At 71.0% G+C, this 23392-nt stretch carries 23 protein-coding genes and 2 tRNA genes; 16 read left to right on the forward strand and 9 right to left on the reverse strand.

Translation table 11 applies throughout. The features are described from left to right. Positions 1-131 precede the first annotated feature (131 nt). Positions 132-1259, forward strand: a complete 1128-nt coding sequence (locus ACERZO_RS43260; protein ID WP_372671793.1) for an epoxide hydrolase family protein — start codon at positions 132-134, stop codon at positions 1257-1259. 198 nt (positions 1260-1457) lie between these two features. Beyond that, the gene (locus ACERZO_RS43265; RefSeq protein ID WP_372671794.1) at positions 1458-2780 is read left to right on the forward strand and encodes an ROK family protein; all 1323 of its coding nucleotides are present in this window, start codon (positions 1458-1460) and stop codon (positions 2778-2780) included. On the opposite strand, the gene ACERZO_RS43270 is transcribed toward ACERZO_RS43265, so the two are convergent. Next, entirely contained in the window at positions 2763-3473 is a 711-nt protein-coding gene (locus ACERZO_RS43270; RefSeq protein WP_372671795.1) for a hypothetical protein, read from the reverse strand. The two genes, ACERZO_RS43265 and ACERZO_RS43270, sit on opposite strands and share 18 nt — an antisense overlap. Before the next feature lie 164 nt (positions 3474-3637). Here ACERZO_RS43270 and ACERZO_RS43275 point away from each other — a divergent pair, with 164 nt between their 5' ends. Both ACERZO_RS43275 and ACERZO_RS43280 read left to right on the forward strand, forming a co-directional pair. Beyond that, complete coding sequence (locus tag ACERZO_RS43275; RefSeq protein ID WP_372671796.1) at positions 3638-4186, forward strand: TetR/AcrR family transcriptional regulator; 549 nt, start codon at positions 3638-3640, stop codon at positions 4184-4186. A 334-nt stretch (positions 4187-4520) separates the two neighbouring features. Then, complete coding sequence (locus ACERZO_RS43280; RefSeq protein WP_372671797.1) at positions 4521-4841, forward strand: hypothetical protein; 321 nt, start codon at positions 4521-4523, stop codon at positions 4839-4841. Between the two features lie 134 nt (positions 4842-4975). Here ACERZO_RS43280 and ACERZO_RS43285 read toward each other — a convergent pair whose 3' ends face one another. Beyond that, positions 4976-5329 carry an STAS domain-containing protein gene (locus ACERZO_RS43285; protein WP_372671798.1) on the reverse strand — a complete coding sequence of 118 codons (354 nt, stop codon included), beginning with the start codon at positions 5327-5329 and terminating at the stop codon, positions 4976-4978. Positions 5330-5527: 198 nt separating this feature from the next. Here ACERZO_RS43285 and ACERZO_RS43290 point away from each other — a divergent pair, with 198 nt between their 5' ends. Further along, positions 5528-6640, forward strand: coding sequence for a serine hydrolase domain-containing protein (locus ACERZO_RS43290; protein ID WP_372671799.1), 1113 nt, complete (start codon positions 5528-5530; stop codon positions 6638-6640). A 129-nt stretch (positions 6641-6769) separates the two neighbouring features. Here the strand turns inward: ACERZO_RS43290 and ACERZO_RS43295 are convergent, their stop codons facing one another. Beyond that, positions 6770-7240, reverse strand: a complete 471-nt coding sequence (locus ACERZO_RS43295; RefSeq protein WP_372671800.1) for a MarR family winged helix-turn-helix transcriptional regulator — start codon at positions 7238-7240, stop codon at positions 6770-6772. 155 nt (positions 7241-7395) lie between these two features. On the opposite strand from ACERZO_RS43295, the gene ACERZO_RS43300 reads away from it, so the two are divergent. Next, complete coding sequence (locus tag ACERZO_RS43300) at positions 7396-8379, forward strand: amidohydrolase family protein (protein WP_372671801.1); 984 nt, start codon at positions 7396-7398, stop codon at positions 8377-8379. Between the two features lie 28 nt (positions 8380-8407). Here ACERZO_RS43300 and ACERZO_RS43305 read toward each other — a convergent pair whose 3' ends face one another. After that, complete coding sequence (locus ACERZO_RS43305; protein ID WP_372671802.1) at positions 8408-9787, reverse strand: serine hydrolase domain-containing protein; 1380 nt, start codon at positions 9785-9787, stop codon at positions 8408-8410. A 145-nt stretch (positions 9788-9932) separates the two neighbouring features. Here ACERZO_RS43305 and ACERZO_RS43310 point away from each other — a divergent pair, with 145 nt between their 5' ends. The 6 genes from ACERZO_RS43310 to ACERZO_RS43335 all read left to right on the forward strand — a co-directional run bounded on the left by ACERZO_RS43310 (position 9933) and on the right by ACERZO_RS43335 (position 15596). Next, positions 9933-11378: an amidohydrolase family protein gene (locus ACERZO_RS43310; protein ID WP_372671803.1), complete on the forward strand. Its 1446-nt coding sequence runs from the start codon at positions 9933-9935 to the stop codon at positions 11376-11378. Beyond that, positions 11378-12322, forward strand: coding sequence for a dipeptidase (locus ACERZO_RS43315; RefSeq protein WP_372671804.1), 945 nt, complete (start codon positions 11378-11380; stop codon positions 12320-12322). The genes ACERZO_RS43310 and ACERZO_RS43315 overlap by 1 nt, the downstream gene beginning before the upstream one ends. Continuing rightward, the gene (locus ACERZO_RS43320; RefSeq protein ID WP_372671805.1) at positions 12319-13518 is read left to right on the forward strand and encodes an NAD(P)/FAD-dependent oxidoreductase; all 1200 of its coding nucleotides are present in this window, start codon (positions 12319-12321) and stop codon (positions 13516-13518) included. The genes ACERZO_RS43315 and ACERZO_RS43320 overlap by 4 nt, the downstream gene beginning before the upstream one ends. Further along, positions 13515-13871 carry a RidA family protein gene (locus ACERZO_RS43325; RefSeq protein WP_372671806.1) on the forward strand — a complete coding sequence of 119 codons (357 nt, stop codon included), beginning with the start codon at positions 13515-13517 and terminating at the stop codon, positions 13869-13871. Before ACERZO_RS43320 ends, ACERZO_RS43325 begins: the two co-directional genes overlap by 4 nt. A 16-nt stretch (positions 13872-13887) precedes the next feature. Continuing rightward, positions 13888-15093 (forward strand): PucR family transcriptional regulator, encoded by a 1206-nt coding sequence (locus ACERZO_RS43330; RefSeq protein WP_372671807.1) that lies wholly within the window; start codon positions 13888-13890, stop codon positions 15091-15093. 278 nt (positions 15094-15371) lie between these two features. After that, complete coding sequence (locus ACERZO_RS43335; RefSeq protein WP_372671808.1) at positions 15372-15596, forward strand: DUF2188 domain-containing protein; 225 nt, start codon at positions 15372-15374, stop codon at positions 15594-15596. On the opposite strand, the gene ACERZO_RS43340 is transcribed toward ACERZO_RS43335, so the two are convergent. Next, positions 15579-16760: an ANTAR domain-containing protein gene (locus ACERZO_RS43340; RefSeq protein WP_372671809.1), complete on the reverse strand. Its 1182-nt coding sequence runs from the start codon at positions 16758-16760 to the stop codon at positions 15579-15581. The two genes, ACERZO_RS43335 and ACERZO_RS43340, sit on opposite strands and share 18 nt — an antisense overlap. A gap of 104 nt (positions 16761-16864) precedes the next feature. Between ACERZO_RS43340 and ACERZO_RS43345 the strand changes: the two genes are divergently transcribed. The 4 genes from ACERZO_RS43345 (at position 16865) to ACERZO_RS43360 (ending at position 20519) form a co-directional block, all read left to right on the forward strand. After that, a complete protein-coding gene (locus ACERZO_RS43345) occupies positions 16865-17629 on the forward strand; it encodes an ATP-binding protein (RefSeq protein ID WP_372671810.1) in 765 nt (254 codons plus the stop codon). 388 nt (positions 17630-18017) lie between these two features. Continuing rightward, complete coding sequence (locus tag ACERZO_RS43350; RefSeq protein WP_372671811.1) at positions 18018-18440, forward strand: STAS domain-containing protein; 423 nt, start codon at positions 18018-18020, stop codon at positions 18438-18440. Between the two features lie 85 nt (positions 18441-18525). Next, a complete protein-coding gene (locus ACERZO_RS43355) occupies positions 18526-18930 on the forward strand; it encodes an STAS domain-containing protein (protein WP_372671812.1) in 405 nt (134 codons plus the stop codon). A 332-nt stretch (positions 18931-19262) separates the two neighbouring features. Further along, on the forward strand, positions 19263-20519 hold the full coding sequence (locus tag ACERZO_RS43360) for a serine/threonine-protein kinase (RefSeq protein WP_372671813.1): 1257 nt from the start codon (positions 19263-19265) through the stop codon (positions 20517-20519). A 156-nt stretch (positions 20520-20675) separates the two neighbouring features. On the opposite strand, the gene ACERZO_RS43365 is transcribed toward ACERZO_RS43360, so the two are convergent. From ACERZO_RS43365 to gltX, 4 genes are all read right to left on the reverse strand, one after another. After that, positions 20676-20748, reverse strand: a tRNA-Glu gene (locus ACERZO_RS43365). A gap of 102 nt (positions 20749-20850) precedes the next feature. After that, positions 20851-20922, reverse strand: a tRNA-Gln gene (locus ACERZO_RS43370). A gap of 50 nt (positions 20923-20972) precedes the next feature. Further along, positions 20973-21707 (reverse strand): HAD family hydrolase, encoded by a 735-nt coding sequence (locus ACERZO_RS43375; protein WP_372671967.1) that lies wholly within the window; start codon positions 21705-21707, stop codon positions 20973-20975. 202 nt (positions 21708-21909) lie between these two features. After that, positions 21910-23388, reverse strand: a complete 1479-nt coding sequence (gltX, locus tag ACERZO_RS43380) for a glutamate--tRNA ligase (RefSeq protein ID WP_372671814.1) — start codon at positions 23386-23388, stop codon at positions 21910-21912. Between the last annotated feature and the right edge of the window lie 4 nt (positions 23389-23392).

Consider the following 23392-nt stretch of genomic DNA (forward strand, 5'->3'; position numbering starts at 1 on the left):
GCAATGGCAGGCCTGCCATTCACTTTATGCAGTCCGCCCGCAATTCTCTTCTTCGAGGTTGCTCCACCGGTTCAACTCCGAGATTGCGCTCTCGGCAGGCGGAAACCGCGTCGACGGTACGCTGACTTTCCATGGAGTGGTTCCACGTCGACATTCCCCAGGAAGCCCTGGACGATCTGCACCGCAGGCTCGCCGCCACCCGGTGGCCAGCCGAGATTCCGGGCTGTGGCTGGAGTCGCGGCGTCCCGCTGGCCTACCTCAAGGATCTCGCCGAGTATTGGCGGACGAGCTTCGATTGGCGCAGCGCGGAGCGGCGACTGAACTCTTTTCCGCAGTTCACCACCGAGATCGACGGAACCTCAATACACTTCCTCCACGTGCGCTCGAAACACCCGGGCGCGGTTCCGCTCATCCTGACCCACGGCTGGCCGGGCTCCTTCGTGGAATTCGTCGAAATCATCGATTCACTGACCGGCCCGGCGGACCCACGGGACGCCTTCCACGTGGTCGTCCCGTCGATTCCGGGGTTCGGGTTCTCCGGCCGGCCCGCCGAACCGGGCTGGCACCTCGCCCGGACCGCCCGGGCGTGGGCCGAGCTCATGCGACGGCTCGGCTACGACCGCTACGCGGTCCAGGGCGGCGACTTCGGCGCGCTGATCTCGCTCGACCTGTGCCGGACGGAACCGGCCCACGTGCTGGGCGCCCACGTGAACTTCCTGATCACCCGCCCGCACCCGGAGCCGGGCGAGCTCGGTGAATCCGACCGGGACCGGCTGCGGGACGCGGTGCGCTTCGACACCGATCCCCCCGCGTACATCCGGGTCCAGGCGACGCGGCCGCAGACGATCTCCTACGGGCTGACCGATTCGCCGGTCGGGCTGCTCGCCTGGATCGTCGAGAAGTTCCAGGAGTGGACGGACTCGGCGGAGCTCCCCGAAGAGGCCGTCGACCGCGACCAGCTCCTCACCAACGTGTCGCTCTACTGGCTGACGGCGAGCGGCGCATCGTCCGCACAGCTCTACTTCGAGGTGGCCGCGCAGTTCCGCCACGCCCCGGCCGCGGAGCCGCCGTGGCGGGCACCGGTCGGGGTGGCCGTCTTCCCGCGCGACTTCGTCCGGCCGGTGCGCTCGCTGGCCGAGCGGGCGATCCCGACGATCACCCACTGGACGGAATTCGACCGCGGCGGCCACTTCGCCGCGATGGAGCAACCGCGGCTGTTCGTCGAGGACGTCCGCGCGTTCTTCCGCTCGTGCCGCTGACTTGATCTCGACGCGTGGTCCGCCGAGGATGCCACGCACGGTCGTGGCATCGCCCACCCTCATCCCGCGCGGTTCGACTGCGGTCGTCCCGCATCCGGGTTGAACTACGGCGGCCGGCTGAGCAGCCGCATCGCGGGATTGCGCGAAGGGCGCGTTGGTGCGAGTCTGGCCGCAACAAGTCTACGCATCGGACACGACATGGAATTGCTGACGCCCTGGGACGGCTCGAGGGTCGGGTTGGACCAGGAGGAGATGCGTCGACACAATCGCGGGGCTTTTCTTCGCCTTGTGCACCTGAGCGACGGAATCTCGCGAGCCGAACTCGCGCGACGGATGAACCTCAACCGAAGCACCATCAAGGCGTTGACGGCGGAACTGAGCGCGGCGGGCCTGGTCCGCGAAGTGTCGCAGACGGACAATCGTCACCAGGGGCGCCCGTCGCTCATCGTGTGGCCGGAAACCCGGCGTTTCCACGTATTGGCGTTCGATGTCGCGGTGGACCGGTTGGTCGCCGCCCGGATCGGCCTCGGCGGGGTCATCCTGGACCGCAAGGTCGCTGTCCGCCGCCGGTCCGGAGTCGATCTCGACTACGTGGTCACGACGCTTGCGGAGCTCGGCCACCAGCTGACCGAGGCGGCGCCGCCGACGTCGACTTGCGTGGGGCTCGGGGCCTCGTACTGCGGAATGATCCGTCCCGGCGACGGGACCGTCCGTTTCGGCCCCGACCTCGGCTGGGTCGACCAGGCGTTCGGCGCTGAACTGGCACGCAGGCTGGGGCTGGGACTGCGGGTGCCGGTGGGAAACGAGGCGCATCTCGGAGCGCTCGCGGAGCACCTTCGTGGGGCCGGGATGGGGGAGCAGAACCTGGTCTACCTGCACGGCGACGTCGGCGTCGGTGGCGGGATCATCGTGGGTGGCACGGTACTGGACGGCGACGCGGGCTACGGCTGCGAGCTGGGCCACATGGTCGTCAACCCGCACGGCGGGCGACCTTGCGGCTGTGGCTCCAGCGGGTGCCTGGAGGCCGAAGCCGGTGAACGGGCCTTGCTGGACGCGGCAGGCCGACCGGCGGAGGTCTTCGGTCGTGACGCCGTGCGGGCGGTGGCCGACGACGCGGCCGCGGGCGATGCCGCCGCTCGCGACGCGCTCGATTACGTCGGGGATTGGCTGGGCATCGGCGTGGCGAATCTCATCAATCTCTTCAATCCGGCCGTGGTCGTCTTCGGTGGGATGTTGCGGGATGTGTACGCCGGTGTATTGCCGCGGGTACGCAGTCGCGTCGCACGCAATGTGCTGCCGGTGGCGAAGGAAAAAGTGCGTCTGAGCGTGTCGGCTCTCGGGGACGACGCCACCCTCATCGGCGCCGGCGAGCTCGGGTTCTCGCGGCTGCTGCGCGATCCGTTGAGCGAAACGCCCCGGGTTTCGCCGACGCGGGAGCGGCTTCTCCGCCGCGCCGACCCGAACCCGTGCGCGCCTATGCATGCGTCCACGACACCCGTCGAATCACGCTGGAACGACTGAGCGCTTCCGGCTCTCCCGTGCGAGCACGACGAAGCTCACCAGGTGCAGTGCGACGGCCAACGGCACGGCGGCCAACGGAACCAGCACCAGCGGCAACGTCCCTGCCTGCTCGGCGGACGGCGTCACGTCGAGAACCATCCGCTGGCCGACCCCGGTCAGAATACCGAGCGTCAAGGCGACGACCAGGTCGAGCAAGCCCGTGATGTTGAGCCAGAGCACGCGGCCGCTGCGGATCGCAAACGGCGCGGCCAGGCCGACCGCGATGTCGCCGAGGCCTGCAGGCAACGCGAACGCGGCAGGGAGCTTGCCGATGACCATCGCCGCGAGGAACACGACACCAGCGACGCGCAGCACCTGCGGCCACGCCAGCAGGCGCAGCGCACCGGGCGCGGCGAGGATCGCTTGGACGCCGGGAAGCTTGCTCGCTGCGAAGGCGAGGGCGGTCCCGAGGGTGAACGCGAGCGGAATCCACGGTTGTTGCCGCGCCGGCGGCAGGTGGAACAGCCCGGCCGCGGCCAGTGCCCAGATCACCGCGGTCCACGCTGCCCACCCAGCGCCGGCAACCATGGCTGTGCGCGCCGCCGACCGTCTCGACCGGCCGATGGTCCGCGCGCCCCGGTAGAGCGCCACGCAAGTCACCGCGGGAATGCCCAGTGCTGCCAGGAGCGTGAAAACCCAGATGTAGATCGGCATTCGGAGTACCTCTCTTGTGAACACAAAGTCCGTTGATGAACACTCTGTTCGGTTGTGTGGTCGTGGTTCAACAACCAAAACCAGAGCTGCTGTTCACTACCGGACAGGTGCCGCGAACTGTCCGGGAACGGTCGAGGAGGACCATGGCCGATCAGGACCGGAGGGTGCGCAGGACTCGTCGCGTGCTCCGCGACGCGTTGTTCGAGCTCATCTTCGAGAAGGGCTATGACCGGCTCACCGTCCAGGACGTACTGGATCGCGCCGATGTCGGCCGGTCGACGTTCTACACCCACTACCGGGACAAGGAGGCGTTGCTCCTCGCCGCGTTCGACGACCTGAGCGCGGACTTGCGGCAGGAACTCGATCCCCCGCTGCCGGGTGGCCGTCCCGGACTGCTCGCCGAGGCTGTGTTCCGGTTCGCCTACCGCCGCCAGCCGGCGTTCCGGGCGTTGTGCGGCAAGCGAGGAGGCGAAGTCGTCCAGCGCCACCTGCACCGGCTGCTCACCGAGCTGCTCACCGCGCACCTGCGGCTGGACGCCGTGGACCCACCCGTTCCGGCCGACGTGGTTGCCGAGTTCTGCACGAGCGCGACGCTCGGCCTGCTCGGCTGGGCCATCGACAACGGCTTTCCACACGACGCCGAATGGCTGGCCGGGACCTACCGGCGACTCGCCGGACCCGGCCTCACCGACCTGCTGGCCGAACCCGCTTGACCAGACCGGATCGGACGGTCGCGACCACCCGGCCGGTTCAGGGACCAACGCGAGCGAGTTCGGCCATCACGGTCGTGCTCCGCGAGCCGCAGACCAGATCAGTCGCCATCGAGACGCTGAAGAGGTCACCGCGCACCCGGGGATCGGACCGCGCCTCACGCCGTGCCGGTTGCCCAGCCGCTTCCCGGTCGCGGATGAAGTAGCGGCCGGTCGTCTCGGCGAGATCGGGGTCCGTCGCCAGCCGCAGTGCGGCCGATGCGCCTTGCCCGGGGGTGAGCAGGCGGCGGTGGATCAGCGTCCGGAAGGGGCGAGGGCGCCCGGCACGAGGTCGTCGATGATGCCCGTGCTCACGATGCCGGGGTGCACGGCGTTGACCGTGACACCGGTGTCGCGCCAGGTACTGACGGAGAACACCATCCGGCACACCACCTCGACCCCCACCCTGCGGCTGGACCTGCGCCGGGGCCGGCTCACCGTGGCCGTTCTCGACGACGATCCGCACGCGGCCGTGCTGCTGCCGCGGCCGACGCCCGGTGCGTCCGGGCTCGGCCTGCACATCGTGGCGCAGCCGGCCACGCACTGGGGCTGCGGCCCGCGGTGGTCCGGCGGCAAGGCCGTCCGGGCCATCCTGACCTCGGACCGCCACTCCGGCTGACAGCGGATCAACGGGGTTCGGCGACCGCGTGGATCGGGTCCCGGCGGACCGGGTGGTCCCGGACCAGCACCCTCCCCCGGAAGCGGCGACGGCGATCGCGAAGGAACATCCTTCGCCCGGGTGCGCGGGCTTCCTCACGGCCCGGTCGCCGCCGGGTGGGCGCGCAACGCCTCGGGCAACGTCGAATACAGCAGCACCCGCCGGTCGTTCCAGAACGTCAGCAGCACCACCGACACCGGGTGCGGCGGGCTTGTCAACGCGACGACCCGGTCTTCGGCGTGTGCGCGCCGGGCGACCTGCGCCAGGACCCGGAGTCCGGCCGCACCGAGCAGCGTCACCTTCGCGAGGTCGAAAACGGTCACCGGCGCCGGCTCGTTCCAGGTCGCGTGCTGCAACCCCCGCACCGAAACAGCATCGATCTCCCCGGCCACGCTGATGATCAGCAGGTCGGGGCGGAGCCACGCGCGTTCTACGGAAAGGAGTGGCATGACGTCACCCTCCGGTCCCGTCGGGTGGGCCAACCGTACACCCGCCTGGGGGCCGGAATCGCTGTCAGAGGCTGTGTCAGCGCAGTGGCCGTCCGGTGTCAGGGCCGGACGCGATCGTGGTTCTCGTGATCAGGTCATCGATCGCAGCCACCGGATGCGTCACCACCGACGGGGACGCCTGACTCTTCGGAGAGCACGATGCAGAAGTTCGACACCACCGCCACCGTCGAGGCCCGGCCCGAGCTGCAGGAGGCCGTCCGGGCGTTCGTCGACGCCGGGTTCGCCGGTGCGCAGGTGTGCGTGCACGACGAGCACGGCGACTGGGCCGGGCGCGCCGGGGTCAGCGAGCTGGGCGGCACCGCCGAGCCGCCGGCCAACGGGCAGGCCTGGGCGGGCAGCGTCACCAAGACCTTCACCGCGACCCTGGTGCTGCAGCTGGTGGCCGAGGGCCGGATCGGGCTGGACGACCCGGTGGCCGGGCACCTGCCCGAGCTCGGGCTGGACCAGCGGATCACGGTGCGGATGCTGTTGCAGCACACCAGCGGGCTGTACAACTACACCGGCGAACTCGACGCCGACGGCAATTTCGAGATGGGTCTGCCCTCCCAGGGCAAAGCGTGGGTGGACAACCGGTTCCACACCTACCGCCCCGAGGAGCTCGTGCGGTTCGCGCTGTCCCGGCCGGCGCGGTTCGAACCGGGGACCGACCAGAGTTACGCCAACACCAACTACACGCTGGCCATGCTGCTGATCGAGAAGGTCACCGGCCTCTCCTACGCCGAGCAGGCGCAGCGGCGGATCCTGGGGCCGCTGGGGCTGTCGGACACCGTGGTGTCGGCCACCTCGCCGCAGCTGCCCGGGCCGCACGCCCACGGCTACTACCGCTACCAGGACGCCGGCGAGTGGAAGGTGGCCGACGTCAGCCGCCAGAACCCCTCGCTGCTGGCCGGCGCCGGCGACCTCATCTCGACCGCCGAGGATCTCGGCACCTTCATCTCCGCGCTGCTGGGCGGCCGGCTCCTGCCCGCCGCGCTGCTGACCGAAATGCGCACGCCGCACGGGAAGTTCGGGCTCGGCCTGGGACTCTGGGTGCAGGACCTGGGCCCCGATGCCGGCACCATCGTCCACCACAACGGCAGCGCTCCGGGAGGCTACGGAGCGCTGATGATCAGCACGCCCGACGGCAGCAGGACCTTGACCGCCACGCTGACCACCGGGGACACCGACCCGGCGGGAGTGTTCCCCGCGGCGTTGGGCGGGCTCATCAAGGCGGTGTTCGGACCGGCCGAGCCGGCCGGGGTCGGCGACTGAGCAGCCCCCGGGCCGAGCGCGAACCGGGCCAGGCCGACCTCGGCCTGGCCCGGTTCGCCTGCGCGCACGCCTGACCGGCGGACACAACCGGTGGTTGCCGCACAACGGTTTTCCCGATTCGCCCAGCCGCTATCCGGCTTGGTCGTCGACGCGGGCCAGTACCTTGCCCGCGATCCGGCGCAGTGTGCGCAGCTCCGCCGGCGTCAAGACGTCGGCGAACAGGTCCCGCACCCGCTCCACGTGCCCGGGCGCGACCGACTCCAGGTACGCGAAGCCCGCGTCCGTCAGGATCGCCTGCGTGTACCGGCCGTTGTCCGGATCCGTTCCCCGGCAGGCGAAGCCGCGTTTCTCCAGGCGGCCGATCAGGTGGGACAGCCGCGACAGCTCCGTGTTCGCCAAGGCCGCCAGGTCGCTCATCCGCGCCCGGCGGCCCGGCTGCTCCGACAGGTGCGCGAGCACGTAGTACTCGAGGAAGCTCAGTCGCGCGTCCCGCTGCAGCTGCGCTTCCAGGGACGCCGGCAGACGCTGGGCGAGCCGCATGAACGCGCGCCACGCCGACAGCTCGTCGGTGGTGAGCCGACGCTGCCCGGGGTCCGCCATCCGCCCAGTCTAGCTGACTTGAAAATTCACGTCAGAGTGCTAGCGTCCGACTTGAATGTTCAAGTGAGAGGACGCTCTGTGAAGACCGCGATCACCCTCGGCAGCACCCACCCGAACCAGCTCGAACCCCGGGCCAGCGCGCTCAAGAGCATCCGATGAGGCTCTACGGGCTCGAGGAGCACTTCGCCACCGCCGACGTGGTCGCGGCGTGGCGGCGGCACGACCCCGCGCTCGCCGCGCCGATGATGCGCCGGGCCGCCGCCAGTGCCGCGTTGCTCGACCTCGGCGAAGGCCGCGTCGCCGCGATGGACGACGCCGGGATCGACACCGCTGTACTGTCGCTGACGACGCCCGGCTTGCAGGACCTCGACCCCGCCGAAGCCGTCGCCCTGCAACGTCCCGCCAACGACGTCCTCGCCGACGCCGTCGGCCGGTTTCCCGAGCGGTTCCGAGGGTTCGCGGCTCTCGCGACGTCCACACCCGCGGCGGCGGCCGACGAGCTGCGGCGGGCCGTCACGGGCCTCGGGTTCGACGGGGCCCTGGTGAACGCGAACTCCCGCGGCCAGGCCCTCGACGAAGCCCGCTTCTGGGACATCTTCGAGGCCGCCGAGGACCTGCGCGCCCCGGTGTACCTGCACCCGAGCGCGCCGGTCCCGGCGGTCACCGAGGCCTACTACCGGCGCTTCGGCGGTCCGGTGGACGAGCTGCTGGCCACCGGGACGTTCGGCTGGCACTACGACGCCGGGCTGACCGCGCTCCGGCTGATCGTCGCCGGGGTCTTCGACCGGTTCCCGGGACTGCAGCTGATCCTGGGACACTGGGGCGAGGTCGTGCTGTTCTACCTCGACCGCGTAGCGGCCCTCGACGCGGTGATCGCGCTGGAGCGCCCGATCGCCGAGTACTTCCGCACGAACGTCTTCATCACCCCGGGCGGCGTCGCCAGCCACCGGTACCTGCGGTGGAGCTTGGAAACCGTGGGCGCGGACCGGATCATGTACGCCTCGGACCACCCGTTCAACCGCGAGCACGGCGGTTCCGCCCGCCGTTTCGTGGAGACCGCGCCGATCAGCGACGCCGACCGGGCGCGGATCGCCTACGAGAACTGGGAAAACCTGATAGCGGGCATCCGGCGCCGGTAAGTCTCCTTGCGGCAGAACAGGTCCGCCCTCACAACCTCCGCTCGTACAGCGTTCCCAGCCGGATCAGGGTGGGGCGGCCGTCCGCGGCCGGCCCGGCGAACTGCACCGGCAGGAAACCGCCCGGGCTGCCGGCGTCCAGCACGAAACGGCTCCGCTCGCTGTCGACACAAGTGATCGGCATAGGCCGCCCTCCTCCCACCGGGCTGCCCATCAGCCGGTCCCATTCCGCCAGTCCGGCGTCCGGGGTCGAGCGAACGTGGAGCCGCCCGCCATGCACCTCGACCGACACCTCGCCGTCGGGCGCCCGGTAGCGCCCGGTGAACCGCTCGTTCTCGACCTTCGCGGTCGACGAGGGTGGCGCGATCGCGGCCGGGCCGCGGGCGTCGAAGAACTCGTCGAGGAGCTCCGTGCACAGCGTGGAATGCAGCATCGCCCCGGTGGTGCTGTTGGTGAGCACCGCGAGCACGACCTTCTGCCCGGGAATGACGTAGAGGGTCGAATGCATGCCGAGGTTGGCACCCGAGTGCGTCAGGACCGGGTCGTCACCCTCCCGGAAGATGCCCCAGCCGAGCCCGAAGTTCACGCACCCGCGCAGGCACCCCCAGAACTCGTCGTACCGGGGCGTGCGCATCTGTTCCACCGCCGCCGGCGACAGGAGCGGATGCCCGTCGAGGTGCATCCGTCCGAAGTGGATCAGGGCTTCGACGTCGAGCCACAAGCGGGAACCGGCCGGGCCGTACTCGGGCCAGACCCGCAGCCGGGGCACCCGGGAGACGACCCCGCTCGCCGGGTCGACGACGTGCCCCACGGCGGTCGAGTGGAGGAGCATCTCCTCGGCGTCCGCGGTCGCGTTCATACCGAGGGGCTGCAGGACACGGGACCGGAGTGCGACGTCGAAACGATCTCCGGTGATCACCTCCACCACCCGGCCGAGCGTGCTCATCCCCATGTTGCTGTAGGAAAACCGCCGGCCGGGAACACCCGTGACCTCCAGCACCGCGAGCTCTCGCATCAACCGCTCGAGCACGTCGTCGCCCGGCGCCAGGTCCGGCAGGTAGTTGCCGGGCAACCCGGACGAGTGATCGAGCAGCATCCGCACGGTGATCGCCGCCGAGCGGTCCGGGTCCGCCGTGGTGAAGCCGGGCAGGTACTCCGGCACCGGCGCGTCGAGGTCGAGCCGCCCCTCGTCCACCAGGGTCATCGCCAGGGACGCGGTGAGCACCTTCGTGACGGATCCGGCCGCGAAGAGCGTGTCCGGCCGCACCGGGGCGCCGGTCAGCACGTTGACCGTCCCGGTCTCCGCCCGCACGAGCGTGCCGTCGTGCCACAGCGCGGCCGACGCGCCGGTCACAGCGAACTTCTCCGCCAGCCGCGAGAGCCGGTCGGCCAGTTCGTTCGAGGTGAGCATGAGGTGATCCTGTCACGCGAAGGGCCGTACTGGATGCGACAGCTGTCGCACGGAAGCCTGCGATCGTGCGACTCCTGTCCATTCCTGGGTGGCGCCCCCGGGCTTAACGTGGTGTCACGTCCTGGAGAACGGAAGGAAGACGACGATGTCACTCCTGCTGACCGGCGCGACCGTCATCGACGGCGTCGCCGACAAAGGCATCGACGGTCGCGCGATCCTGATCGAAAACGGCCGCATCACGGCGATCGACCGCCCGGACCGGCTGGCCGTCCCGGATGACACCGAGACCGTCGACTTCAGCGGGAAGTTCGTCATCCCCGGCCTGATGAACGCCAACGTGCACCTCCTCGTCAACGTCATGTTCGAGACGCTCGTCCGGTACGACGGGCGCTACCAGGACCTGATCGTCGAGGCCGCGCAGGTCGCGCTGAAGAACGGGCTGACGACGGTCTTCGACACCTGGGGGCCACGACGCGCGCTGATGGCGGCCCGCGACCGGATCGACCGGGGCGAGACGCCCGGCAGCCGGATCCGCTGCGCCGGCAACATCATCGGGTTCGACGGCCCGTTCTCCGACGACTTCGACAAGCGGATCCCCGGCGTCGGCAGCTCCCACTTCGTCGACCGGGTGAACGCGACGTGGGTCGAGAACGTCGGGCGGCACCTGATGTGGCTGACGCCCGAGGAGGTCGGCAAGGAGGTCCGCGCGTACATCGAGCGCGGGGTCGACTTCGTCAAGTACGCGTCGAACGAGCACGGCGGGGCCTCGGCCGGGGCCTTCATCGCGTTCTCGGAGCGCACGCAGCGCGTCATCGTCGAGGAAGCCCATCGCGCGGGGTTGACCGCACAAGCCCACACCTCGAGCGTCGAGGGCCTGCGGATGGCGATCGAGGCGGGGTGCGACCTCGTACAGCACGCCAACACCACCGGACCCACCGGAATCCCGCGCGAGACGCTCGAGCTCTTCGCCGAGAAGAACTGCGGTGCCGTCGTCTTCCCGTTGACCGACAACGGGTTCAAGATCCTCAAGGAGTCCATTTCGGATCCCGAATGGACTATCTGGAAGGCCTCGGACGTCAACGCCCGCAACCTCGTCGAGTCGGGAGCGTCGATCCTGCTCGCCAACGACGGCGGCATCTTCGCCCCGGAAGTCATGGACGAGCCGATGATCAAGGGCACCTGGAACGGCCTGCCCGAAGACGAGGGCCTGAACCGCCTGGCGACGGGCCATTTCGTCTGGCTTCGCGCCATGGAGGAGAAAGGCATGTCGCCGATGGCGTTGCTGCACGCGGCCACCCGCAACATCGCCCGGGCTTACCAGGTCGACGCCGACCTCGGGACCCTGGAAGCCGGCAAGATCGCCGACCTCGTCGTCCTCGACGCGGATCCGTTGCGGGGCGCCAAGAACTACCAGAGCATCCACGCCGTCATCAAGGACGGCGCCGTCGTGGACCGGGACGCGCTGCCGGAGCGGCCGCTGCTGACCGCGGACCTCCCGCCTGCCCTCGACGAAGAGGCCCGCTACCGGAAAGCCCTCCACCACGGCGCGCGCCTGCCGGGGTGCCCCTCCTGCGTGAACGGACACCCCTGATGCTGGTGTGGGAGCAGCACTGCTGCCTTCCGCTCGACCCGGACACCGACGTCGAAATGCTTTGGCGCTACGCCGAGGCGGGGGCGTCGTTCGTGTCGGTGAACGTCGGCTACGCGCCCCACGGCATCGCGGACACGATCCGCGTGCTGTCCGGGTTCCGGGACCAGCTGCTCGACCGTCCCGAGCGGTACGTCCTGGTCCGCACGACCGAAGACGTGCGCGCGGCCGAAGCCACCGGGCGGCTGGCCGTCGCGTTCGACCTGGAAGACACCAACCCGCTGGGCGGGCGGACCGCCCTGGTGCAGACCTACTACGACCTGGGTGTGCGCACGATGTTGCCGACCTACAACCAGCGCAACGCCGCCGGCTCGGGCTGCCACGACGAAACCGACGGCGGCTTGACGGAGTTCGGCCGGGACGTGGTGGCGGAGATGAACCGGGTGGGGATGGTGGTCGACACCGCGCACTGCTCGTACCGGACGTCGATGGACGTCTTCGCGGCGTCGACGGCGCCGGTGGTGGTGTCCCACACGGCGGCGCGGGCGGTGCACGACGACCCGCGCAACATCCGGGACGACCAGATGCGCGCGTGTGCGGCGACCGGTGGCGTCGTCGGGATCAACGGCGTCGGGATGTTCCTGGGCGACAACGACGCGAGCACCGAAGCGCTCGTCCGCCACATCGACCACGCCGTGGAAGTGACCGGCTGGGAGCACGTGGGTCTCGGGTTGGACTACTGCTTCGACCAGGTCGGCGACGAGCTGGCCGCGAACCCCGAGCTGTTCCCCGCGAGCTATGCGCAGCGGGATCGGCTGGAGTTCATCGAGCCGGAACGGCTGCCCGCCATCACCGAGGCCCTGCGGGACCGCGGTTACCCGCCGGAGGCCGTCGAAGGGATCTTGGGCGGGAACTTCCTGCGCGTGGCGGAGAAGGTGTGGCGATGACCCGCGTCGTGGTCGTGGGCGCCGGCGTCGTCGGCCTTTCGTGTGCGTGGTTCCTGCAGGAGCACGGCGCGGAGGTCACCGTCCTGGATCGGTCGGGAGTGGCGGCGGGAGCGTCGTGGGGCAACGCCGGCTACCTCGTGCCCGGCATGGTGGCGCCGCTGGCGGAGCCGGCCCTGCTGCGGGAGGGCCTGCGTAGCCTGCTCGCCCCGGGTTCGCCGGTCTCGGTGCGCGGGCGACCGCCCGCGGCGTTCCTGGCCGGGTTCGCCCGGCACGCGACCGCGTCCCGGTGGCGGCGCGGGATGGCGGCGCTCGCGCCGCTGGCGGCCGAGTGCCACGACGCTTTCGACGAACTGGTGAAGGGCGGGGTCGCGGCGGAGGTCCACGAGCGGACCGTCCGGATCGGGTTCACCGCCGGCCAGGACACCGCGGGGCTCGAACACGAACTCGCCGTCACCGGCGCGCCCTACCGGATCTCGGCCGGCCGCGAAGTCCCGTTCTCCGACCGGATCACGCGGGTCCTGCACCTGGAAGGGCAGCGGTTCCTCGCACCGGGCGCGTTCCTCGACGCGCTCGCCGGATCGGTGCGGGAGCGAGGGGGCGAGATCGTCGAGGGCGCCCACGCGCGGTCGATCGGGTTCGGGCCGGGTGGGCTGCAGGTCGACACCTGGGCGGGGCGGCCGCACCGGGCCGCCGCCGTCGTGCTCGCGACGGGCGCGTGGCTGCCGGAGCTGGCGCGCCGACTGGGGGTTCGGATACCGGTGCAGGCCGGCCGTGGGTACTCCTGCAGCATCCGGCTCGCCGAACCGCTTCCGGGTCCGGCCTATCTGCCCGGGGCCCGCGTGACGCTCACGCCGTACGGAGATCGGGTACGCGTCACGGGCGTGATGGAGGTCGCCGACCAGGACGCGCCTTTCGACGGCCGCCGGCTCGACTCCCTCCTGCGCTCGCTCCGCCCCCTGATCGACGCCGGCTGGGACGACGTCCGCGAACCCTGGGTCGGGTCCCGGCCGCTCACCCCCGACGGCCTCCCGGTGATCGGCGCGACGAAGGTCCCCGGCGTCCACGTCGCCGGTGGCCACGGCATGTGGGGCATGACGCTCGGACCGATCACCGGAAAGCTGCTGGCCGGCCAGATCGTGAGCGGCACCGCTGTTACCGAGCTACTCCCCTTACAGCCCGCGAGGAGGCTTTCATGAGCGTCACCCCGCCGCCGGCGCCGGCGTTCCGGCGGCAGGGCAACCTCGTGCTGCTGTCGGGCCAGGTCGGCGTGGACGAGAACTGGCGGCCGGTGATCGGGACGTTCCAGGACGAAGCCCGTGCGGCCTTCGCGAACGTCCGGCGGGTGCTGGCCGACGCGGGCGCGCGGCCGGACCGGATCCTCAAGATCACCGCGTACCTGGCCGACCTCGACGACTGGACCGCCTACAACGAGGTCTGGACCGAAGAGTTCCCCGACCGGCGGCCCGCCCGGACGACGATCGGCGCCCGGCTGGTTACGCCCTTTCGCGTCGAGCTCGACGTCGTCGCGTGGCTGGGCGACACGCCCTGAAGTTACATTCGCGGGCGTGAGCGAGGACCTGCAGCGGGTGGTGGACACCCTGGCCCGGCAGCTGGGCCGGGCGGTCGCGATCGACGACGTCCACTTCAGGCTCCTCGCCTACAGCGCCCAGGCCGGTCCGATCGACGACATGCGCGCGCGGGTCATCCTGGACCGCGAGGCTCCGCCGGAGGGGGTTGCCTGGCTGCGGCGGTTCCGGCTGCCCCGCGCCGACGGGCCGGTCCGCCTCCCCGCCGCCGCGGAGCTCGGCCTGCTGCCGCGGGTCGCGATCCCGATCCGGTTGCAGGGCGTGCAGTTCGGCTACCTGTGGCTGATCGACGCCGACGAGCCGGTGGACGACGCCGGGCTCGCCCTCGCCGGGGTCGCGGCCGGTGAAGCCGCGGAGGTGCTGTTCCGCGAGCGGGCACTGGGCGAGCTGCACGACGCCCGCGTCGGGGAGTTCCTCCGGGATCTGCTGTCGGACGATCACGTGGCTCGCGCCCTCGCGGCCGACGGGCTTGTCGAATCGGACCTCTTCGCGGCGCGCGGCGGCGTCGTCGCCATCGTCGTCGCGCCGCTGCCGGTGGCCGGCCAGGAGGTCGACGCGGGTGACCGCCTGGCGCTCGGAGCGGCGCTGCGCTCGGCAGCCGGCGCGGTGCCGGTCCGCGAAAGCATGGTCCTGATCCGGCCCGGCCACGGCCTGCTCGTCGTGACGCAACGCGCGCTGGAACGTGTCCCCCGGCTCGCGGACGAGCTGTGCTCGTCGGCGACGCGGCGGCTGGGACGTCCTGAGCGCTGGCGGGCCGTGGTCGCCGGACTGGGCCGTCCGGCAGCGCGGTTGGCCGACGCCGCGACGTCGTACCAGCAGGCGCTCGACGCGATCCGGGTCGCCGATGTCATCCCCCGGTTCCGGCCGGTCGCCCGCCACGACGCGCTGGGGATCTACGCGTTGCTGGCCGCTCAGCCGCGCGAGCAGCTCCGCGACGTGGGAGTGGCGCAGGCGATCACCGCGCTCGTGGACGCCGACCCCGCGCTCCTCGTGACGGCGGAGACGTTTCTCGACCGCGCGGGTGACTCCCGCGCGGTCGCCGAGCGGCTCGGCGTGCACCGGGCGACGATCTACCACCGGCTGCGCCGCATCGAAGAGCTGACCGGCTTCGACCTGGACGACGGGGAACGCCGCCTGGTCCTGCACCTCGGCATCAAGGCGGCGAGGCTGCTCGGCGACATTTAGCCACGCTGGTCCCGCGAGAGCAGGCCGAGCCGGACGTCGGCGCCACCCGGCCATCGACGAGATCCGGTACCGCACCCACCAGGGTCCGCGCCTCGGCTCCCGGCCTCGCCCCTCCCGGCGCCGCCCGCGTGTTTGGCACGCCGCCACGCGGGGGACACCTGAATGACGAAGGTGCGTCTTCAGCTATCCGGACGCCCGGCCCGCTGGGTCCCGCCGGCCCGGCGGTCGAGCCGTGCCCGCCCGACGGCACGGCTCCTGAGGGTCCGGGAAGGATGATCGTGGCCGAAGGCGACGTGCACACCTACTACGAAGACGGCCAGTGGAAGAACCGCGTCGAGGGCGGTGTCCGCGCCTCCAACACCTCTCCGCGCCGGGCCGACGCCGTCGTGGCCGGGCGGCAGGCCGCGAAGAAGCGCCGCGTGAGCCACGTGCTGCACGGCGCCGACGGGGAGATCGAAAGCGAACGCGACTTCCGGCCGCGCCGGTCAGTCGGGCAGCCGTAGGTCGGCGCGGCCGCTTCTGGTGGCCTGCCGGTGCAACTCGGCCAGCGCGGCCAGGACCCGGTCCTGGTGGTACCGGTGCAGCCACGAGCCGGCGCCGCGAACGAGCCCGTCCAGCCGTTCGCGACCCGGCCCGCCGGGCTGGTGACCGGGCCGCTCGTGGAGCACCGTCAGCACGCCGGCGCACCGCTCGCCCGGCGCCGGCAAGGGCAGGCTCAGCGCGGCGCGCACCCCCGAGCCGGTCAGGAGGTCGAGTGTCGCCGTCCCGGCGAACAAGGGATCGGCGCCGACGTCACCGCTCATCACCGCGAGGAAGCGGGTCGACGCGAGCGCGCTCGACGTCCCGTCGAGGTCCAGGCAGGACACCTCCCCGCTGAGCCCGCGGTGCGCGGCCAGCCGGAGCCGGTCCCCGTCGGCGAACTGGACGAACCCGGCCCGGGCCCCGGTGTCTTCGAGGGCGACGTCGAGCAAGCACCGCGCCAGCTCGGCCGGGGTCCGCACCGGCCACGGGACGCCGGACTGCCCTCTCGGTCGCGGCCCAGCGGGCGGCCACTCGCCTTCGCCGGGGCGCGGCAGGTCGACGAGCAGCTGGGCCAGCTGCTGGACCTTCACGTTGTGCCGCTGCGAGGCCCACCGCAGCAGCCGGAACGCCGCCTCCTCGTCGGGCAGCCGGTACCGCTCCTGCACCACGCCGAGCGCGCGGGCGATCCGCGGGCGGTGAGCCAGCTTCGCCCGCAACACGCGGATTTCCTCGCGGAGCCGCTCGATCAGCGCGTCCCGGTGGTCATCCGCGGCAGCACCGGTGGACTTGGCACCGAGGGCGACGCTCAAGCTTTCGTAGGTTTCGAGGACGTCCGCCGCCCCCGTCGCCTGCAGCGCCCGGCGCACGACGCCGACGCCGGTCACCACGCGCAGGCGGCCACCGGTCGCGGCGAGCGTCTCCGCGAGCACGAGCAGGCCGCGAAGCCCCGTCGCCCCGAGCACCCGCACACCGCTGAGGTCGACGACCGGCTCGAGCACACCGGCCGTGAGCCGGAACAGCTGTTCCGAAAAGGCCGGGTGCGCACCGGCGTCGACCTCCCCGGCCACCGCGATGACCAGCACGCCGGCGTCCCGCACCGGCTTGATCGACCACGCCGCCTGGTCGCCGTCCCTCCTGGCTGCCACCCTCGCGCGGTTTCCCGGCCGCCTGGCCGGGCAAACGCCGGAAAGGATGCATAGACTCCGCGAAAATCGGCTACCCGTTCTTTTCGTCGGATGAAGGCGAGGGCATGGCCGAAATTCTCATGGAACTGGCCCATCGGACCCGTTCGGCGGTCCTCACGCTCGACGGCACCCTCGACGTGAGCACCCATCGCAGCGTGCGCGACGGCTTGCTCAAGGCCGCCACCGAAGCGCCGGACGGCTTGATCGCCGACATCACCGGTCTCACCGTCGCCGACGACGCCGGGCTCAGCGTCTTCGCGCTCGTCGCCATGCGGCTGGGCGACTGGCCCGGCATACCGTTCGCCCTCGTCACCCGCCGACCGAGCCACGAGCTGCTGCTCCGGCGAGCACCGGTCGCCCGCTACGCGCCGGTGCACCCCGGCCTCGCCGAAGCCGAACGCGGGTTCAGCGCGCCCGTCCGCCGCCGGGCGGTCCGCGCGCTCCCCCGGACCGACACGACCTCCGCCCTCGCGCGGGAGTTCGTCACCGAGGTGTGCCGGGCGTGGGGCACGACCGAGCTCCTCGACGACGCGCGCATGATCGTCACCGAGCTGGTGGAAAACACGCTGCAGCACACCGGCTCCCGCCCCGAGATCCGCGTCGACCTGCGGCGCGGCATCTGCACGATCGCCGTCGCCGACGACGACCCGCGACCGGCCGTGCTGCACGAGCAGCTGGCGCTGACCGACCCCGGCCTCGGGCTCAAGCTCGTCGCCCAGTTTTCCCGTGTGTGGGGCTGCTCCCGATCGTGGAGCGGCGGCAAGGTCGTCTGGGCGACGATGCGCGTCCCCGGCGGCCTGCCCGGCGCCGACGTGCTGACGGCCGGTTGAGCCGGCGCGGCGGGTCTCCTCCGTGGTCCACGGGATCACTGCCGGGCTCGGCACCCGATACGTCCGCCACGCAACAGGCTGCGCCCGGGTAGCCGGGGTCGTCGGTTTCGTGCGGCGGGGTGGTCCTCCGGATCGTCGCGGCCCCCGGGCTGACGCGATCGCGGGTGCGATTCTCCGTGGCTCACCGAATGCCACCGGAAAACCGCGCCGCATAGCTCGATGAGCTGATTGAAGCAGCACAGTTTGTGCCGTCCGCGGCCCAGTCGATAACGTCGAGAACTGCGGCCGAAACCGAAAGCCGCTGCATCGAATTCGCAACTTTGCGAGGCGAAGCCAGAGCTGCGCGACGACGCTGGTTCGCCTCGTCTCCGGCGCCAGGAGACCCTTGATGGACATCAGTGGCAACCACGTCACCGCGTCGAAACGGCTCGTGGTGAGCGTTACCGCGACAGCCGCCGAACACGCGATGGTGACCGTGGCCGGAGAACTGGACGCCGCCACGACAGCGCCATTCGAAGAATGCCTCGGTAAAACGCTCCACCCGGGGTGCAGAGCGATCCTCGTCGATCTGTCCGGTGTCACGTTCTGCGCGGCCGCCGGGTTGCGGGCGCTGCTGAACTTCACCGGCGAAGCCCGTCTGCTCGGCGTCCCCGTCGCGATCGTCGCCGGCCACAGCGCCGTGACCCGCCCGGTGCGGGTCCTGCAGCTCACGCAGGTACTCCCCTTGCACCGGGAGCTGATCGGCGCGGTGGAGTGGCTCGGCGCCCTGCCACGGTCGGCCGGGCACGGTCGCCGCCGGCCACCTGCTTGACCGGACGGCGGTTCCGTGACGAACCGTTTCGCGCATCACCCGATGGGGTACTCATCCGCGGTTGCGGGGAGGTGGCGCGGTGGGCATGTCGTTCGAACCGGAGCGCCTCGAGATCGTGCGCCTGGAGACGAGCACGGGAATCGTGGCCCTGGCGCTGTCGGGGGAACTGGACGCCGGAACGACGCCCAAGCTGTCCAGCGCCGTGGTGCGCGTCCTGGCCGAAGAACGCGAAGTACTCGTCCTGGACCTGTCCGGGCTGTCGTTCATGGCGGTCGCCGGAGCGCGCTCGATCCGGCTCACCCACGACGCGGCCGGAGCCACCCGGCTGCGGGTCGTGACCGGCGGCAGCCACACGGTCGAGAACGTCCTGCGGGCAACGGGGTTCGCGGCGGTGCTGGACTGCTACCCGACCCGTGCCGCCGCGCTGGGCGCGGGCAGCCGGACTTCCTTCCTCAGCCGGGCGAACGCCAGCTGGAACGTCGACCGCTGACCGACTCGCGGCTCCCGCCGGCGATCAGCGGGGCGAGGCCGTCCTTCAGCCGATACGAACAAGGATGCCCAGTCGGCGTGCGGCCAAACAGATCTGTCGGGATCCGCACAACAGGCGAAAGACCACCGGCGCGGCACGTAGGGTGAGCGCGCATCGCACGGTTCAGCCCAGCAGCCGTAGTCCTGGGCCGCGCTTCGCGTGGCCGGTGTTCGTGCACTGCCTGCGGAGGTCGTTCCCGATGCGCGGTCAACAGTTGCTCCCACCGACGATCGACCCGCCGCGCCGCTTCCGCTGCGCCTTTCGGCTTTCCCTCGGAAGAGCCGGGGTGGCCGATGCCCGGTGAGCCGAGCAGCGACGGCGGGCTGACCTCACCCCGCGTCGCGCTGGACGTGGCCGACGCGACGCCGTGGCGGCGAGACGACCCGGACGTGGTCGCCGGGCGCTACGAGGTGGCCGGTCTGCTCGGCAGCGGCGCCACGGCGCGGGTCTACCGGGCCTTCGACCGGCGTCTGGGCCGTGACGTCGCGATCAAGGTCTACGAACGCGGCGCGGTGCCCGTCGAGCAGCTGCGGCGGGTGCGGGAGCGGACCATCCAGGCCAGCATCGACCACCCCGGTGTCGTGGCGCTGTTCGACAGCGGCACCGACGGCGACCGGCCCTACCTGGTGATGCAGCTCGTCGACGGGGAGAACCTCGCCCACCACCTGCTGGCCGGGCCGCTGCCGGCCGAGCGGGTGCACGACCTCGCGACCGGACTGGCCGAGGCGCTGGACCACGTCCACGCCCGCCGTGTCGTGCACCGCGACCTCAAGCCCGCCAACGTCCTGCTCGGCGCGGACGGTCCGCTGATCACCGACTTCGGCATCGCGCACGAGCTGGACGCCACGCACGTCACCGGCACCGGCCTGGTCACCGGCACCGCCGCCTACCTGGCGCCCGAGCAGGTCACCGGTGAGCAAGCCGGCCCGCCAGCCGACGTCTACGCCCTCGGGTTGATCCTGCTGGAGTGCCTGACCGGCGAGCGGGCGTACCCCGGCACGCTGGCCGAGTCGGCCGTCGCCCGGCTCAACCGCGTACCCCGCGTTCCCGACGGCTTGCCCGCTTCGCTGGCCCGCACCCTCGAGCGGATGACCGCCCGCGAGCCGCGGCAGCGCCCGACCGCCGGTGAGGTCCTGCGGCTGCTGCGGCAGCCGGCCACCGCGGCGGTCACGAACGCAGCTTCGAGGCAACGTCGATTCCCCCTGTTCGCGGCCGTCGGGCTCACGGCCGCCGCCGCGGTCACGGCCGCGGTGCTGATCACCGGCCCGGATGCCCCGATCCCGGACCCCGGCCGGGAGCCCGCCGCCGGACAGGCGCTCTCACCCGGCCCCACGCCCGCGACCTCGGCGTCCGTGAGGCCGCCGGCCTCGACCACCATGGCCGCCGCACCGCACGGCGACGGAACGGGCTCACCGCCGTTCGCGGCCGCGAACCAACCGGACGCGGCGACCTCCGGCACCGTGCGCTCCGCCGGTGTGCCGAACGAGCCCGCCAAAGACAAAGTGAAGGACAAAGGGCAAGGTAAGGGCAAGAAACACAGCGGTTCCTGACCAGTCAGCCGGTCACTTGCAGGATTGCGGCATCCCCACTCGACAAGCCTTGCGGCCCTGCCCAAGACCGCGCGAACTGCGGAAAGGATCTCCGACGCGATGACTCGCGGAACACCGAAAAGCCCGCCTGACCTGAGTCAGACGGGCTTCCGGAGGTACCCCCGATGGGATTCGAACCCACGCTACCGGCGTGAGAGGCCGGCGTCCTAGGCCGCTAGACGACGGGGGCTTAGGATCTTTCCCTGGTCTCCCAGGGGCTTTTCTGTTTTTCTTGCTGGAGAGAACTTACCAGAGGCGATTTCTCGCTCCGCAGGGGGGTCACTCTCCGCAGCTGGGGTACCAGGACTCGAACCTAGACTAACTGGACCAGAACCAGTCGTGCTGCCAATTACACCATACCCCAGTGAGGTACCGTTCCGGCTTGGCCGGTTCAGCACCGCACGAGGAGAAATACTAGAGCACGCCGTTCCGCACCGTGAAAGCGGGGGTCCCACTCACGCGCTGGGCGGGGACACCGATCGTCGCGTACTCCGAAACCAGCAGCTCAGGCAGCTCGGCCAGCCCCGCGACGCGGTGGACGCCCTCCGGGACCCGCTCGCCGATGCCGTCGCGGTCGAGCCAGATCGCTCCGAGACCCGCGTCGCGGGCGCCGATCGCGTCGGTGTCCAGTTTGTCCCCGACGTGGACCGCCTGGGCCGGTGCGCAGTCCAGGCCGAGGCAGACCGTGTGGAACATCACCGGATCGGGTTTCGCCACGCCCAGCTCGCCGGCGATGGCGACGTGGTCGAAGAACGGCGCCAGCCCCAGGTCGGCGATCTTCTTGCGCTGGTGGCCCCCTGAGGCGTTCGTCACGGCGGCCAGCATCAGGCCGGCCGCGCGCAGCCACTCCAGGCAGTCGAGGACGTCGGCGAACAGCTGCCACGAGTGGTCCAGCAGCTCTCTTCGGCGCCGCTCGAACGAACTCACCTGCTCGGCGTCGGCGAGGATGCCGATCTCGGCGAGGAAGCAGTCGGTCCGCCGCTGGTGCATTGTCGCGTAGTCGATTTCGCCGGCGACGACGAGCGCCACGTGCTCTTCGGTGATCAAGTCCCACAACGGCCACAGGTCGCCCCGGCCGGTCAGGATGTGGAGGCTGCGGCGGATCGCGGCCGTGCAGTCGATCAGCGTGTCGTCGATGTCCAAGCACACCAGACGCAGCCGAGGCGGCGCCCAGGGCTCGGGCGCCGCCTCGGTGCGGGCGGTTCGCGACGGGGTCCGGGGTGCCACAGGGAAATCCACCCAGTGAGGCTAGGGCAACCGCCGCGTTCGCGACGCTGCCAAAGAGGTGATTGCCGATCCCCTGTTCCGGCGCACCGCTTCTACTCCCAGTTGGCGAACCGTCTTCTATCGGTTATCCGACCAACGCACGGCGAAGACGTCCCAGTGAGACGTCGCGGCCGAGCAGTTCCATCGATTCGTACAGCGGGGGCGAAACCGTCCGGCCGGTCACGGCGACGCGAACCGGCGCGAAAGCCTTGCGGGGCTTGAGACCCAGACCGTCCACAAGGGCGTCTTTGAGCGCCTGCTCGATGGCCTCGGTCTCCCACGACGGCAGCGCTTCGAGTGCGTCGACCGCCGCGGTGAGCACCGGCCGCGCGGCCTCGCCGAGGTTCTTCGCCGCAGCGTCTTCTTCCGGCGCGAAAGCGTCCTCGTCGGTGAACAGGAAACGCACCATGGGCGCCGCGTCCGAAAGCACCGTGACGCGTTCCTGCACCAGCGGCGCGATCGCGTCCAGCCGGGCCAGCTGCTGCTCGCTCGGCGATTCCGGAAGGACACCCGCGGTGACGAGGTACGGCGTGACGCGGGAAACGAACTCGGCCGCCGGCAGTGCGCGCACGTGGGTGCCGTTGATCGCTTCGGCCTTCTTGAGGTCGAAGCGCGCCGGGTTGGCGCTGACCTTGGTGACGTCGAAGGCGGCGATCATCTCTTCGACGCTGAAGACGTCGCGGTCGTCGGCGATCGACCAGCCGAGCAGGGCCAGGTAGTTGAGCAGGCCCTCGCGGATGAAACCGCGGTCGCGGTAGTTGAAGAGATTCGACGAAGGGTCGCGTTTGGACAGTTTCTTGTTGCCCTCGCCCATGACGTACGGCAGGTGGCCGAACCGCGGCGTGAACTCCGCGACGCCGACGCGCTCGAGCGCCGCGTAGAGCGCCAGCTGGCGAGGCGTCGACGGCAGCAGGTCCTCGCCGCGCAGCACGTGCGTGATCTTCATCAGCGCGTCGTCGACGGGGTTGGTCAGCGTGTAGAGCGGCTCGCCGTTGGCGCGCACCAGCACCGGGTCCGGGATCGTGTTCGCCGGGAAGGTGATGTCCCCGCGCACCAGGTCCGTCCAGCCGAGGTCGGTGTCCGGCATGCGCAGGCGCAGCACCGGCGCGCGCCCCTCGGCGCGGTACGCGGCGATCTGCTCGTCGGTCAGGTCGCGGTCGAAGTTGTCGTAGCCCAGCTTCGGGTCCAGGCCGGCCGCCTTGCGCCGCGCCTCGACCTCCTCGTTGGTCGAGAACGCCTCGTACAGTTCCCCCGCCTCGAGGAGCTTCGCGGCGACGTCGGCGTAGATCGCGCGCCGCTCGCTCTGGCGGTACGGCCCGTACTCGCCGCCGGCCTCCGGGCCCTCGTCCCAGTCGATGCCGAGCCAGCGCAGCCCGTCGAGGAGCTGCTCGTAGGACTCCTGCGAGTCGCGCGCGGCGTCGGTGTCTTCGATCCGGAACACCAGTTGACCCCGGTTGTGCCGGGCGAAGGCCCAGTTGAACAGCGCCGTGCGGATCAGCCCGACGTGCGGGGTGCCGGTCGGCGAAGGACAGAAGCGCGCGCGAACCACCGATGTCTCACTCATAGCC

The organism is Amycolatopsis kentuckyensis (assembly GCF_041679295.1).
Classification (GTDB): domain Bacteria; phylum Actinomycetota; class Actinomycetes; order Mycobacteriales; family Pseudonocardiaceae; genus Amycolatopsis; species Amycolatopsis kentuckyensis_A.

Bases quoted from the DNA above. Each gene is read 5' to 3' on its own strand.
- ACERZO_RS43260 (WP_372671793.1), top strand. From the start codon at position 132: ATGGAGTGGTTCCACGTCGACATTCCCCAGGAAGCCCTGGACGATCTG.
- ACERZO_RS43265 (WP_372671794.1), top strand. From the start codon at position 1,458: ATGGAATTGCTGACGCCCTGGGACGGCTCGAGGGTCGGGTTGGACCAG.
- ACERZO_RS43270 (WP_372671795.1), bottom strand. From the start codon at position 3,473: ATGCCGATCTACATCTGGGTTTTCACGCTCCTGGCAGCACTGGGCATT.
- ACERZO_RS43280 (WP_372671797.1), top strand. From the start codon at position 4,521: ATGATGCCCGTGCTCACGATGCCGGGGTGCACGGCGTTGACCGTGACA.
- ACERZO_RS43285 (WP_372671798.1), bottom strand. From the start codon at position 5,329: ATGCCACTCCTTTCCGTAGAACGCGCGTGGCTCCGCCCCGACCTGCTG.
- ACERZO_RS43290 (WP_372671799.1), top strand. From the start codon at position 5,528: ATGCAGAAGTTCGACACCACCGCCACCGTCGAGGCCCGGCCCGAGCTG.
- ACERZO_RS43295 (WP_372671800.1), bottom strand. From the start codon at position 7,240: ATGGCGGACCCCGGGCAGCGTCGGCTCACCACCGACGAGCTGTCGGCG.
- ACERZO_RS43300 (WP_372671801.1), top strand. From the start codon at position 7,396: ATGAGGCTCTACGGGCTCGAGGAGCACTTCGCCACCGCCGACGTGGTC.
- ACERZO_RS43305 (WP_372671802.1), bottom strand. From the start codon at position 9,787: ATGCTCACCTCGAACGAACTGGCCGACCGGCTCTCGCGGCTGGCGGAG.
- ACERZO_RS43310 (WP_372671803.1), top strand. From the start codon at position 9,933: ATGTCACTCCTGCTGACCGGCGCGACCGTCATCGACGGCGTCGCCGAC.
- ACERZO_RS43315 (WP_372671804.1), top strand. From the start codon at position 11,378: ATGCTGGTGTGGGAGCAGCACTGCTGCCTTCCGCTCGACCCGGACACC.
- ACERZO_RS43320 (WP_372671805.1), top strand. From the start codon at position 12,319: ATGACCCGCGTCGTGGTCGTGGGCGCCGGCGTCGTCGGCCTTTCGTGT.
- ACERZO_RS43325 (WP_372671806.1), top strand. From the start codon at position 13,515: ATGAGCGTCACCCCGCCGCCGGCGCCGGCGTTCCGGCGGCAGGGCAAC.
- ACERZO_RS43345 (WP_372671810.1), top strand. From the start codon at position 16,865: ATGGCCGAAATTCTCATGGAACTGGCCCATCGGACCCGTTCGGCGGTC.
- ACERZO_RS43350 (WP_372671811.1), top strand. From the start codon at position 18,018: ATGGACATCAGTGGCAACCACGTCACCGCGTCGAAACGGCTCGTGGTG.
- ACERZO_RS43355 (WP_372671812.1), top strand. From the start codon at position 18,526: ATGTCGTTCGAACCGGAGCGCCTCGAGATCGTGCGCCTGGAGACGAGC.
- ACERZO_RS43360 (WP_372671813.1), top strand. From the start codon at position 19,263: ATGCCCGGTGAGCCGAGCAGCGACGGCGGGCTGACCTCACCCCGCGTC.
- gltX (WP_372671814.1), bottom strand. From the start codon at position 23,388: ATGAGTGAGACATCGGTGGTTCGCGCGCGCTTCTGTCCTTCGCCGACC.